The organism is Sphingobacterium sp. KH_072, assembly GCF_057837975.1.
Map to the genome: position 1 here is coordinate 667,746 of NZ_CM174457.1, position 13,634 is coordinate 681,379.

General features: G+C 42.5%; 10 protein-coding genes and 1 tRNA gene. 5 read left to right on the forward strand and 6 right to left on the reverse strand.

Translation table 11 applies throughout. From position 1 onward, the window contains the following. The first annotated feature begins 16 nt into the window (after window positions 1–16). Window positions 17–877, forward strand: a complete 861-nt coding sequence (locus tag AC3IRT_RS03150; protein WP_489395087.1) for a YybH family protein — start codon at window positions 17–19, stop codon at window positions 875–877. 6 nt (window positions 878–883) lie between these two features. After that, on the forward strand, window positions 884–1,366 hold the full coding sequence (gene ispF / locus AC3IRT_RS03155; protein WP_489395088.1) for a 2-C-methyl-D-erythritol 2,4-cyclodiphosphate synthase: 483 nt from the start codon (window positions 884–886) through the stop codon (window positions 1,364–1,366). 14 nt (window positions 1,367–1,380) lie between these two features. On the opposite strand, the gene AC3IRT_RS03160 is transcribed toward ispF, so the two are convergent. Further along, on the reverse strand, window positions 1,381–2,607 hold the full coding sequence (locus AC3IRT_RS03160; protein WP_489395089.1) for a TCR/Tet family MFS transporter: 1,227 nt from the start codon (window positions 2,605–2,607) through the stop codon (window positions 1,381–1,383). A 270-nt stretch (window positions 2,608–2,877) separates the two neighbouring features. On the opposite strand from AC3IRT_RS03160, the gene AC3IRT_RS03165 reads away from it, so the two are divergent. Then, the gene (locus AC3IRT_RS03165) at window positions 2,878–3,999 is read left to right on the forward strand and encodes an acyltransferase family protein (RefSeq protein WP_489395090.1); all 1,122 of its coding nucleotides are present in this window, start codon (window positions 2,878–2,880) and stop codon (window positions 3,997–3,999) included. A gap of 50 nt (window positions 4,000–4,049) precedes the next feature. Here AC3IRT_RS03165 and AC3IRT_RS03170 read toward each other — a convergent pair whose 3' ends face one another. After that, window positions 4,050–4,892 (reverse strand): hypothetical protein, encoded by an 843-nt coding sequence (locus AC3IRT_RS03170; protein ID WP_489395091.1) that lies wholly within the window; start codon window positions 4,890–4,892, stop codon window positions 4,050–4,052. Between the two features lie 295 nt (window positions 4,893–5,187). Between AC3IRT_RS03170 and AC3IRT_RS03175 the strand changes: the two genes are divergently transcribed. Continuing rightward, on the forward strand, window positions 5,188–7,593 hold the full coding sequence (locus AC3IRT_RS03175) for an alpha/beta hydrolase family protein (RefSeq protein WP_489395092.1): 2,406 nt from the start codon (window positions 5,188–5,190) through the stop codon (window positions 7,591–7,593). 40 nt (window positions 7,594–7,633) lie between these two features. On the opposite strand, the gene pth is transcribed toward AC3IRT_RS03175, so the two are convergent. From pth to AC3IRT_RS03195, 4 genes are all read right to left on the reverse strand, one after another. Beyond that, the gene (gene pth / locus AC3IRT_RS03180) at window positions 7,634–8,197 is read right to left on the reverse strand and encodes an aminoacyl-tRNA hydrolase (protein WP_489395093.1); all 564 of its coding nucleotides are present in this window, start codon (window positions 8,195–8,197) and stop codon (window positions 7,634–7,636) included. 98 nt (window positions 8,198–8,295) lie between these two features. Further along, on the reverse strand, window positions 8,296–8,892 hold the full coding sequence (locus tag AC3IRT_RS03185) for a 50S ribosomal protein L25/general stress protein Ctc (RefSeq protein WP_489395094.1): 597 nt from the start codon (window positions 8,890–8,892) through the stop codon (window positions 8,296–8,298). 164 nt (window positions 8,893–9,056) lie between these two features. Then, the gene (locus AC3IRT_RS03190) at window positions 9,057–10,010 is read right to left on the reverse strand and encodes a ribose-phosphate pyrophosphokinase (protein WP_489395095.1); all 954 of its coding nucleotides are present in this window, start codon (window positions 10,008–10,010) and stop codon (window positions 9,057–9,059) included. A 153-nt stretch (window positions 10,011–10,163) separates the two neighbouring features. After that, window positions 10,164–10,234, reverse strand: a tRNA-Gln gene (locus AC3IRT_RS03195). A gap of 259 nt (window positions 10,235–10,493) precedes the next feature. On the opposite strand from AC3IRT_RS03195, the gene AC3IRT_RS03200 reads away from it, so the two are divergent. Then, the gene (locus tag AC3IRT_RS03200) at window positions 10,494–13,514 is read left to right on the forward strand and encodes a glycosyltransferase family 117 protein (protein WP_489395096.1); all 3,021 of its coding nucleotides are present in this window, start codon (window positions 10,494–10,496) and stop codon (window positions 13,512–13,514) included. Window positions 13,515–13,634: the final 120 nt, after the last annotated feature.

Below are 13,634 nucleotides of genomic sequence, written 5' to 3' on the forward strand. Positions count from 1 at the left end.
GTTAATTAAATAGTATATGAGATTTTTAAGTGCAGTAGCGTTCGTCATTAATATATTGATCGCTGGTGCTGTGTACGGACAGTTACCCAATAAAGTGGGAGGACTAATTACGGTAGATCGTAATGCTGCCAACTTATCTAGTAGAGAAAATCCGCATGCAGGATTGATGTCCGTGGTAGACAAGGAATCTTCCTTTTTTGTGCCTTCATCTGTGAATGCACTTAATTATTTGAATAATCGTCCAAATTTACCGGACGTGTTGAGTTGGGATCCAAATTTCGCCTTAGTTTCACGCAGTATGGATTGGGGAGTCACCTCTGGCCCATTGCAATATCAGCGCACGGGAGCGATCAAAAGATATGGTCAATACGTGACGGTATGGCGTAGAGATAAAAAAGGAAAATGGCGCGTACACGTACGTGCGGAGGTAGAGAATTACGGTAAGCAGAAAGCTGCCTCGTTGGAATACTTTGAACCAGACGACAAAGACTACTTAAAACACCGCTCGATGGTGCGTCTAAATCAACGAGAAGAAGTCGTTTTTCAGACTGATAAGTTATTTTCGCACGTGTTGAAGGCAGATACACGTACCGGCTATGAAGAGTTCTTGGCAGACGATGTGCGGTATTACTTTCCTTGGCAACCAGAAATCATCGGTCGGAAGAATGTGATTGCGATGTTTACCAAAGAGCGCATCGAGATCGATACAGAGCCAGAAGATGTAGGCCGCGCTTACAGCGGCGAGTTTGCCTATACCTCCGGTACAGCTACCGTTGGGCTGAAAGACAAAGTAGTCAAATTCAATTACGTGCGAGTTTGGCAATTAAAAAATGATTACCAGTGGAAGATCATCCTAGAGATGATGTTCGAAAGATAAGATAACATGGGGAAAACAAGAGTTGGATTTGGGTTTGATGTGCATCAGATGAAGGATCAACATCCTTTTTGGGTGGGTGGTGTACAATTGGATCATCATGCTGGTGCATTTGGTCATTCGGATGCCGATGTCCTACTTCATGCGATTTGTGATGCGCTGCTTGGCGCAGCCAATCTGGAAGATATTGGTTATCATTTTCCAAATACAGACGATCAATGGAAAGGAATTTCTAGTTTGGTGCTTTTGGAGAAATCTGTCGCTCTGATTCAAGAGAAAGGTTGGCGCATCGAAAATATCGATGCTATGTTGTGCCTAGAAGCACCGAAAATCAAACCCTATATTCCACAAATGAAGGCCGCCATCTCCCAATATAGTGGCTTGCCGGTAGAAGATATCTCGATCAAAGCGACCACTAATGAAAAGCTGGGCTTTATCGGGCGTGAGGAAGGGGTGGTGGCCTATGCCGTTTGCCTGATCCAGAAAGATTAATATCGAAATACGAATTAACCGGCACTCTTTGCCGGTTTTTTTCGGAAGTATAGCAAAGCAATTATTGCCGCTATCAGCACCAATATAGTACCTAAATAAAAAGGTGCTTCCGGTAAGTAAATGGCTGCATTTTTCTTGGTGTAATGTGAAAATAAGGAAGTCATCACGGGTGGACCAATAATCGCCGTAAGGCTAATGATACAGGTTAAGCCACCTTGAATTTGTCCTTGCTCATTGTCGGGCACTTCGTTGGATACGGCACTTTGAAGCGCCGGCCCACTTATTCCACCAAATACATAAATCACAGAAATCGCAAATAACATCCACGAAGCATTCGCAAATCCGAATAAGGGCAGCGAGATGCAGTACAAGATTATGCCGCCAATAATACTGCCGGGAATACCTACGCGGGGAATGATGACACGCAACAAACCAGCTTGAATAATCGTTAATAAAATCCCGATAAATCCCAATGAATAACCCACCATGCGTTCTGTCCAAGCGAATTTTTCCATCGTAAAATACGACCAAGTGCTTTGCACGGCATGTGCAGCTACGTTGATGAGAAAAATACAGATGCTTAATGGAATGATGCTTGGATAACGTGCAATGTGCTTAAAAGTGCCCACTGGGTTGGCATTTCGCCAAGAAAATGGACGCCGTAGTTCGTGTTTTAAGGATTCGGGCACAACAAAATACCCGTAAACAAGATTGATAAAAGTCAGTCCAGCAGCAGCGAAAAAAGGCACACGAGCACCATAATGACCTAATATTCCGCCCAATACCGGGCCGATTACAAATCCCAAACCAAATGCGGCGCCAACCAAACCGAAGTTTTGCGCTTTCTTATCTGCCGGCGATACATCCGCAATATAAGCCGCGGCCACGGTGTGACTAGCTCCGGTGATTCCAGCGACAAGCCGCCCCATGAATAGCCAAAATATGCTTGGCGCAAAACCAATTAAAATATAGTTGATACCAAAGCCCAATAGCGAGAAGAGTAACACGGGTCGTCTTCCATACCGATCACTCAAATTCCCTAGTACCGCTGCAAACAAAAATTGCATACAAGCGTAGCAAAACGTAAGCCAGCCTCCATAGCTGGACGCTTGACTAATATCACCATGGATTAGTTCTCGAATCAAGGCCGGCATGACCGGTATGATAATTCCTAAACCAGTGGAATCCAGTACGACAGTAATGAAAATAAAAATCAGCGCAGCATTGGAGTTCTTTTGCATGGCCACGAAATTAAGTAATTACTCCCAAAGTATATTCAAACAAATGTCTGAAGTTTTGCGATCGATAAAAGGGCACATTATCAGTTCGTTATGTGGTTGGCGACGCTTTAGAACGATCTTACGTTTCATAACTGTCGTTATGATACTACAGGATGATTTTTAGCAAATACGAAGTCGTTGTCCAGTAGGTAGTTTTGAGTGATCCTCGTATATCTAAACTGTGTGGTGAGTTGATTTTTCAGTTATCTACCAATTATTAATTCTATAATTATGAATGATGCAAGGTTGTCTCGAGTAGTTGATGGTATGCGATTCCCATTAATTTATCTCGTCGTAGTGGCACATTTAATTCCGTTTACACTCCAGGAAGTGACCCTGCCAGATGCTAGGAATGAGCTATATACATTAATCTCTGAACTATTTTCCCATTATCTTGCCAAAATTTCAGTGCGATGTTTCTTTTTTGTTTTTGGCTATTTCTTCTTTCAGAAATATGCAGGCAATCTATTCCAGTTCGCTGCTTTGCAATGGAAAAGCAGGTTTTCCGTGCTATTGATTTCCTTTTTAGCTTGGAATATCATCACGCTATTGGTTATAGCGGTGAAGAATATCATTTTTGAGCTTGTCGGATTTACTAATGACGTAGAATACCTGCACATGTCCAACTCATCGCTTTTGCACTATTTTTGGACAAATCCCATTAACTTCCCCTTATGGTATGTCAGAGATTTGATGTGTATGATTGCTTTATTTCCAATCCTTTTTTGCTTCGTTAAACTATCGAAGCATTATGGGATTCTATGTTTGGCGGCACTCTATCTTACAAACATAGAGTCCAATATACCAGGACTCAGCACGACCGCCATATTCTTTTTCAGCGCTGGTGCCTACTTTACCATTCACAAAAAAGATCTGCTGTATGTGTTGGATGGGGTTAAGGTCATTGCGTTGTTATTGGCAATTGCTTTTCTGGTACTAGCGGTTTTGGCAAACGGACAACCCAATCATGAATATTTTCTTCGTGTATTTTTGATAACCGGTGTAGTTTCATGCATCAACTTGTTTGCTTATTTGGAAGAGAGAAACAAGTTGCGAAGAAATTTATTGGGCTTTTGTTCGCTCACATACTTGATCTACGTGACACACGAAATTTACATCATCAATTTCTTGAAAGGTTTTTTCTATGATCTGGAGATCTACGAAAATGGATGGGTGAAGATTATCTGTTATATAATCATTCCTTTACTTTGCATAGGTATATGCGCGGCGATCTATTATCTGTTCCAAAAGCTCATGCCGCGTATGGCGGCCGCGACTTTAGGCCGTAAGCTGATAAAGCAACCTAGTATTCCGGAGCAAGTTGACAAAAAACTCAGTACCAGTGTGGCATAAAAAGTTTTGAAAGCTTCCGTGTTTTCACCGCGGCAAAACGGATGATGTTTTTACCACGATGATGCTGTAAAAGGTATCTCGACTCCTTTCTTATACACAATACCATCATTTAGGATATCCATGGTGATTTTACCTTGGTAAATCTTATCCTCCTTGGCACCAGTATACTTTCCAAATACTTCTATCGTTCCCTCTGTTTGGTAATATTTCCAGTAGCGATCCATTGATCTATAGGTATCGTTTCCAAACATCATTGGACCATAATATTCTCCGTAGATCACCCGATAATCTACATTTTCTTCATCGAACTCGATTTGTTTTCCTATAAATTCGGAGATCTCTTTCGCCAACCGCAAACTTAGATATTGGCCCTTGGCCGATCTACTGTGATATATAAAATTATCATAAGGTATTGGTAGTACTGGTCCAGAATTAAACCGTGTGGCATTAGATGATAGCGTAGAAAATTCAAAATCTTCACTAATACTGCGCGCCTCGAAGATAAGACTGGTACAATCCGTTTGCTTCACCGAGGCTACATTGACTTTCCCACGAATTCTCTTTGTATCTGTGCTATCTACGTAAACGGTTCCCTCAAAATCGAAAGATAAGTTTTTAGTTGACTGATTATAGTCGAAATTTTTTATATCGAAGTATTTTCCAGCTTCCATGTTTGGCGCTTGATAGCGCTGGAAGTTGGATGAATGCGAAGTTTTATATACCACATTAACTATTTCACCGTTGGTCAATATGGTGATTTCAAGTTCGGCAGAGCTATTCTGGTTTTCCTGTATTGCCGTGACGATGCGCAATTGTCCGCAATGATCTTGGTTGTGGTTATATTTCACCATACCTCGGACGGGATTGTCATCTTCAAAAAATACGATATTCATCTTGCTTTCGTCATCAACGAGTTCTTGCTCTTTCTGACAGCTAGATATTAAAGTGCATGCAAAGAAGAGCGTCGATATTATTTTAAAGGTATCTTTCATAAACAATGAGCCCAAATGAGTTTTGTAAGTGCCGTGCGAAAGTTGAATACTGGAAAATATATTAACAATTTACTAAATTATGGGAAAATATAATAAGATATTGCTGTAGTGACGTCAAGTAAAGAATTGGTTGCAAACGGATAGATCGGTATTTTTTTGATAGATTGCAGAGACTAACAACACGATCAGAGTGACTATGAACAAATTTCCTTTACTACCCTTGTTTCTTTTGGTGTCGGGCGTATTCCAGAGCCAGGCACAAGAGAACCTTAGCTACCAGAAACCGCCAGCCGAAATCCTTGAATTGCTGGAAGCAAAGAATACACCAGCAGTGCAATTCAATCGCCAAGGCGACAAAATGCTTCTGTTGGAACGCCCCGACTTTATCACGATTGAGGATGCCGCACAGCCGATTATAGGTCTAGCTGGATTGAGGATCAACCCAAGCAATTCCACCGCTATCGGTGGAGTGAGCTACGCTGGAATTCAATTACAAGATCTAAAATCCAATGAAGTGCACGATATTGGTGGACTTCCGGCCAATCTGCGCATCAGCAATCTGCAGTTTAATGCCGATGAAACTAAGCTAGCCTTTTTGAATGCCGCAGTGGATGGCGTTAGCCTTTGGGTTCTTGACATAGCTACTTATCAAGCGCAGCGCGTTGGTAATTTATTGGTCAACGATATTATGGGCGCTAGTGCATTCTGGAAAGATAATACCTCATTATATGTTCTTCGCATTCCAGAGCGAGGTGCAGCTCCTTCGGCTAGCTTGACGCCAACAGGTCCAGTGGTGCAGGAGAATCTAGGCAAAGCAGCGCCATCACGTACCTACCAAAACTTGCTGCGTAATGAATCCGATGTTCGCCTATTCGATTATTATCTCAACGCACAACTTTCTGAAGTGCAGTTGGACGGTCAAGTAAAAGATATTGGTGCGCCTGCCATTTATAGAAATGTGTCTAAATCTCCAGATGGAAAATACCTGATGGCCACGACGATCAAGAAACCCTACTCATATTTGGTATCGGTTGGCTCGTTTCCCTATCAGATCGATGTTTTGGATCAATCGGGTGCTGTGGTAAAAGCATTATATACTGCGCCATTAGCAGAGAGCGTCCCACTGGGTTTCGACTCTACCGTACCCGGTTATCGGAGTTTTGCGTGGCGAGCCGATCAGCCAGCCACGGTTTATTGGGCAAACGCGCTGGATGAAGGAAATAGCCGCACCGAAGTGCCTTTCCGTGACGAAGTGTTGCAATTAGCTGCGCCATTCACGGATGCGCCAGTTCAGTTTGCTAAAACAACATTGCGTTACGGTGGAATCACATGGTTTGCTAACGATTACGCCGTGCTTTCCGAGCGCTGGCGCGCGAATAGACGGGTGAAAAACAGTTTGATCTCTAGCAAAGATGGCCAAGAGATTAAAGTAATTGAAGAACGTTCATCCGAAGATGCGTATGCAGATCCGGGGCGTTTTGTCCTTACGGACAATGATTTTCACCGTTCCGTCATTCTCACTGATAAAGGGAAAAACCCAACCGTTTTCACCACCTCCGACGGAGCATCGCCCGAAGGCGATCGTCCATTCTTGTTGAAGTGGAACTTGATGAGCGGACAAAAAGACACCTTGTTCCGTTCACGTGGCGAATGGTACGAAAGTCCGGTTTCGTTTAAGAATGATGGCACATTGATTATTTCTCGTGAATCGCAAACAGAAGTGCCCAATTATCAGCGTGTGGCATTGAAGTCGCGTAAGATGACGCCTATTACGAACTTTACAAATCCTTATCCGTCCTTTGATGGTGTGCAGAAGCAACAGCTTTCGTATCCACGTAACGATGGTTTGAATCTGACAGGAACCTTGTATTTGCCAAAAGGTTATCAGAAGTCAGATGGACCATTGCCATTGCTAATGTGGGCTTATCCTAGAGAATTTAAAACGGCCGATGCTGCCAGCCAAGTAAAAGGTTCGCCGTATCGTTTCACCCGTATTTCTTGGGGATCGCCGATTTATTGGGTAAATAGGGGTTATGCTATTTTGGACAATGCCGATATGCCGATCGTAGGCGAAGGGGCGGCAGAGCCGAATGATACCTTTGTGCCGCAATTACAAGCCAATGCCGAAGCTGCGATCAATTACCTTTCGGAGGCAGGATATGTAGATCGCAAACGTGTTGGTGTTGGTGGCCATTCTTACGGCGCCTTCATGACGGCTAATTTGCTTGCACATACCGATTTGTTTGCGGCAGGCTTAGCGCGCAGTGGCGCGTACAATCGTACGTTTACGCCATTTGGATTTCAGGCAGAAGAGCGTACGTATTGGCAAGCGCCAGAGGTTTACAAAACCATGTCGCCATTCAGCTATGCTGATAAAATCAAAACGCCAATTCTTTTCATCCACGGGATGGACGATGAAAATTCTGGCACGTTTCCCATTCAGTCTGAGCGATTCTACAATGCGATCAAAGGACATGGAGGTACCACGCGTTTGGTATTCCTGCCAAAAGAATTTCATGGCTATCGCGCCAAAGAATCCATCATGCACACCTTGTGGGAGATGGATCAGTGGTTAGAAAAATACGTTAAGAACAAGAAATAACACTGCATAAAAAAATCCGCTACTCCAGCGGATTTTTTTATTACTTCGTATTGAGGTTGGTCATGGTGAGCTCGATGCCGATATTGACAAAGCTATGCACCATCTTGACACTATGTTCGATCAATGCAGGTAGCGTTCTGGATTCCTCATTATCAAATGGGCCGAGTACATAATCTACTTGACGACCTTTTGGATAATTGTCGCTAATACCAAATTTCAAACGTGGGTAATCCTGCCCACCACAAAGCTGTTCGATGGACTTGAGTCCATTGTGTCCAGCAGCACTACCTTTTGGTTTTATACGAAGTGATCCGAATGGAATAGCCAAATCATCCACGATCACCAGAATATTCTGCTTCGGGATTTTCAGTGCATGCATCCAGTAATTGACTGCTTTGCCGCTGAGGTTCATAAATGTGGTCGGCTTGATCACGTACACATTATGTCCACGTTGTTTGAATTCGGTGTAGTAAGCATATTTCAATGTAGACCACGTAGTGCCTGCTTGATTGGCTAACTCATCGGCTACCATAAATCCAATATTGTGCCTTGTGTCTGCATATTCCCGTCCGATGTTTCCCAGACCGACGATAAGATAGTTCATGTCTTAAAATTATAAATAAACTCAGATTGTAGCAAAATATGCTAAAATACAAAAGGCATCGATATTCGATGCCTTTTGAAGCTTAGTGTGTGCTAAACTTATTTTTTGCCTTTTACAGCTGCTTTCGCTGCTTCTTGCTCTGCTTGACGCAATGCACGAGACATGATTACAGATACGATAGTATCGTCAGAATTGTTTAATACTTTCGCATCTTTCACTTCTACCTGTCTTACGCGGTAAGATTTACCTACTTCTAGACCGTCCATAGGAACTTCAATCGTTTGAGGAAGGTTGTTAGGCAATGCTTTTACGCGAAGGTTGCGCAATTTTTGAACTAATTTACCACCCATTTTCACGCCTGGAGAAGTACCAGTCAATGTTACAGGGATATTTACAGTTACCTCTTTGTCGTCAGATAGTTCCAAGAAGTCTACGTGAGTAACTAGGTCTGTCAACGGATGGAATTGTGCGTCTTGAATGATCGCTCTCGTTTTTTTACCTTCGATATCCAATTCAATGAATACCACATCAGCAGTATAAAGAGCAGATTTCAAATCAGCTGCGGATACAGAAAGGTGAGTTTGCTCTTTACCTCCATAAAGAACTGCAGGGATATTTCCCTCGTAACGCAATTCCTTTGCATCTCTTTTCCCTACGTTCTGTCTTACAGAACCGCTAATAGCAATTGATTTCATGTTTAATTTGTTAAAATTTGAGGTGCAAAGATATCTAATTATTTTATAATCTGCAATATACCCACCTAATTCATTGAAAGAATATCACACAATCCCCTATACAAATCAAAAGCGATGCAAGGAATATCTTTGCATCGCTTTTGATTTGTCTTTATAATCGAAGATTAAATATCGAACAATCCGGAAATAGATCCGTGTTCGTTCACATTTCTAATCGCTCCAGCAAAGAGTTTGTCCGTAGAAAGAACCCTAATTTTGGTGCACAAGTGCTTTTTTTCTGGGTGCAATTGAATGGTGTCGCTCACAATTATCTCTGATAATGCCGAATTTTGAATCGTTTCGTAGGCTTTGCCAGACAATACAGCATGCGTACATACTGCTCGAACGGACTTCGCGCCATTTTCCATGATCAAGGCAGCAGCTTTAGATAAAGTGCCTGCCGTGTCGCAGATATCGTCCATCAATACGACATCTTGTCCTTTTACATCACCAATGATAGACATAGATTCGATCTCATTGGCTCGCTTACGGCGTTTGTCACAGATGATGACCTCTGCATTAAAGTATTTTGCAAAAGTACGTGCTCGGTAAGAGCCTCCCATATCTGGAGAAGCAATCGTCAGATTCGGTAAGTTGAGCGATTTGATGTACGGCACAAAGATGATTGCGCCATCGAGGTGATCCACCGGGATGTCAAAAAATCCTTGAATCTGTGCAGCGTGCAAATCCATTGTCATGATCCGATGCGCACCAGCTGCCGTGACTAAGTTAGCCATCAATTTGGCGCCGATAGCTACACGTGGCTTGTCTTTACGGTCTTGTCTGGCGTAGCCAAAATAAGGCACTACGGCCGTGATGTAATGAGCAGAAGCGCGTTTCGCAGCGTCGATCATCAATAGAAGCTCTACTAGATTGTCATTAGGCTGATTGGTGGATTGCACGATAAATACGTCGCTACCACGTACAGATTCATTGTAAAATGGCTGTATTTCGCCATCCGAGAATTCGGATACGGTTACGTCTCCGAGAGGTTTACCGTAGCTTTTAGAAATTTTGTTGGCAAGTTCGAGAGATCCCGAACCAGCGAATAATTTTACGGTATTGAATTGCAAAGGCATGGTATAGTATGTTTTATCTGTCTTGCGCTTGAAAGTTATCGAGGGTCAAAGTTAGATAAATGTTTTTTAATAGTCACATAAAACTCAAAGGAAATGGAAGGATAAAATGGTGTAAAAAACAAAAAGTTGAGTTTATGAAAACTCAACTTTTTGTTGCCCGACCTGGATTCGAACCAAGACAAACAGTACCAAAAACTGTCGTACTACCCTTATACTATCGGGCAAGCTTGTTATCATAAAGGATGTGTTTCCCTTGTTTGACGATGCAAATATAAGGCGGTTTTTGTTTTATCCAAAATTATTCTTTCTAATTTTTTGTATATGCCTTGATTACCAAATGAATAAATTTTCATATCAGCAATAGCATAATGCCGATATGGGCTCATCAGCCGCTAAACAGTTAAAAAATGCTATATAAATTCTTTTATAAAGGACTAATCCTTATTTTCGAAGCGAAAACGCAAAATAATCTCATCATAGGATATGAACTATAGTAAAATTAATAATTGGTTGGGTTGGTTATGTGCAGCCATAGCGACGCTTACCTATGTATTGACTGCCGAGCGCACAACGAGCTGGTGGGATACAGGCGAGTTTATCGCATCTGCTTACAAAATGCAGATTGTACACCAACCTGGAGCACCATTGTTTTTGATGATCCAAAACCTTTTTTCCAATCTTGCTATGGGCGTTACCACACGTATCGCATTCTGGATGAACATCGGTTCGGCCGTATGTAGTGGATTGACGATCCTATTCCTTTTCTGGAGTATCACCGCATTAGCTCGCAAAATTTACACGCGTTCATATCAGGATCAAGAAATTTCCACTATAGCGTTAGTGCGTATTATGGGCGCTGGTGTTGTTGGTGCGCTGGCCTATACTTTCTCCGATACATTTTGGTTTTCCGCTGTAGAATCAGAGGTATACGCCATGTCTTCTTTGTGTACGGCAGTCGTATTCTGGGCTATTTTGAAATGGGAAGCCGTCGCAGACGAATCGGGTGCAGATCGTTGGTTGATCCTGATCGCCTACATGATGGGACTTTCTATTGCGGTGCATTTACTGAATTTATTGGTTATACCCGCCATCGCATTGGTCATCTATTTTAGAAGAACCCAACAAGTCACCACCAAAGGTGTGGTCAAAGCGTTGTCGATCGGCGTACTGATCTTAGCCTTTGTGCTGTGGGGCGTTATTCAATTCTCGATCAAATTTGCCGCTTATTTCGATCTGTTTTTTGTAAATAGTTTAGGTATGGGCTTCGGTACTGGTGCTGCATTTTTTGCTATATTGGTTGTTGGCGCTTTGGTTTACGGTATTTGGCATTCGGTAAAAGCTGCCAAACCGATCTTGAATATTGCATTAGTATCTTTAGGATTTATCCTATTCGGGTACAGCTCTTTCGCGATGATCGTGATTCGTGCTAAAGCCAATCCTTCACTCAATAACAGTGATCCTGATAATGCATTTACATTTTTGAGCTACCTAAATCGGGAGCAATATGGCGATGAGCCATTGTTGAAAGGCAAGTATTTTGATGCCAAACCAACAGATGTGTTCGAAGCAGGTAAAGTATACCGCAAAGATGGCGATCGCTACGTAGTAGCGCGCACCAAAATGAAATACAGCTACGATAGAGAGACTTTGTTTCCACGTATCTACTCTGAGCGAGGGCCACATGTGCAGGTATATAGAGACTTTTTGGGCTTAGGTCCCGATGAGCAACCAACCATGGTCGACAACTTGAAATTCTTTTTCGGTTATCAGATCGGTCACATGTATAGCCGCTATTTTATGTGGAATTTTGTCGGTCGCCAAAATGATATTCAAGGCCATACTTCGTTCACCGAAGGAAATTGGATCTCCGGTATCAAACCAATCGACAATATGCGTTTAGGCGGACAATATGAGTTGCCGACTTCCGAAGTAGAAAATTCAGCACGCAATACCTATTTCTTTTTACCGCTTATTTTAGGTTTAATCGGTGCTATATGGCATTTTAAATACAAACAGCGCGATGCTGGTGTGGTGGGCTTATTGTTCTTCTTTACCGGATTAGCGATTGTTCTTTACCTGAATCAGACGCCATTGCAACCACGTGAGCGTGACTATGCGTATGCGGGTTCATTCTACGCTTTCTGTATCTGGATTGGTTTTGGTGTGATCGGTATTGCCGAATTCCTTTCTAAAAAGGTCAATCCAAAAACGGCGGGTTATATCGCAGTGGGTGTTGCTCTATTAGGAGCGCCGGTTTTATTAGCGAGCCAGAACTGGGACGATCACGATCGTTCGGGCAAATATTTGGCAAGAGACATGGCCAAAAATTATTTGGAATCCTGTGCGCCAAATGCGATCCTATTTACCTATGGTGATAATGATACCTATCCGCTTTGGTATATGCAGGAAGTAGAAGGTTTCCGTACGGATGTACGCGTAGTCAACCTCAGTTTACTGAGCTCGGATTGGTATATGAAGCAGATGATGCATCCGGTCAACGATGCAGCAGCCTTGCCGATCAATATTGATCCAGACAAAGTAAAAGACGGTGTGCGCGATGTTATTTATTACCAAGATCATCAAATTGCAGAATACATCGACATTCAGAACATACTGGCTATTATGTTGTCAGATAACCAACAAAATATGGTGCAATTGCAAAGCGGCGAATACGTAAATCTATTGCCAACGAAAAAGATGCAATTGCAGGTAAATCGTGATGCGGTGTTAGCGAATAATGTCGTGCCCAAGCAATGGCAAGGTGCTATTGTAGATACTATGCAATGGGATTATAGTATGGAGTACGTCAGCCGTGCTGAGCTATCCATTTTATCGATCTTGGAGAACAATAACTGGGAACGCCCGATTTACTTCACCACTACCACGCCATCCGATAATTACATTGGTTTGGATCGCTTCTTGGTTTCCGAAGGTTTTGCCTTACGGCTAATGCCTGTCGCTTTGTCTGAGTCGGAAGAAATGGGCGGACCAGTGGCTAATGCAGAACAAGTGTACGACAATATCATGAACAAATACACTTGGGGTAATATTGCTGGTTCCTCTTACCTAGATCCAGATTCGTACCGCTATATTAGTATGTATGCGGGTAGTATTTTTGGAGAGACGGCGCAAGATTTGTTGATGATGGGTGAGCAAAAGAAAGCAAAAGATGTGGTGAACAACGCTTATGCGAATTTACCAAATCGCGTATATACAATGGGCGAAGTATTGAGTTATGTGCCTTTGGTAGATGTGATGTATAAAGTAGGAGAATCTACGAAAGCGAATGCGATTGTAAAGCGCAATTTGCAGTACATTCGGGAGAATCTCCACTATTATATGGCGGTGGCCGAAACCAAACCAAATCTTGAATACCGCAATATGCGATTCGGATTGGCCTCGATTCAACGCTATCAAAATCTATTGAAGACTACCAATCAAAAAGAATTAATTGCGGAAGCCGATAAGCTATTCGAAACCTATAAATATTTGTACGGAGAATAGGGCGTTAATTCCCAATGATAGAAAGCCTGCTGAATAATTTTCAGCAGGCTTTCTTGCTTTTGTACGTTAAAACTGGTATCTATATGGGTGTAAACTATTCGCGGTAGCAAAACCGCTAAG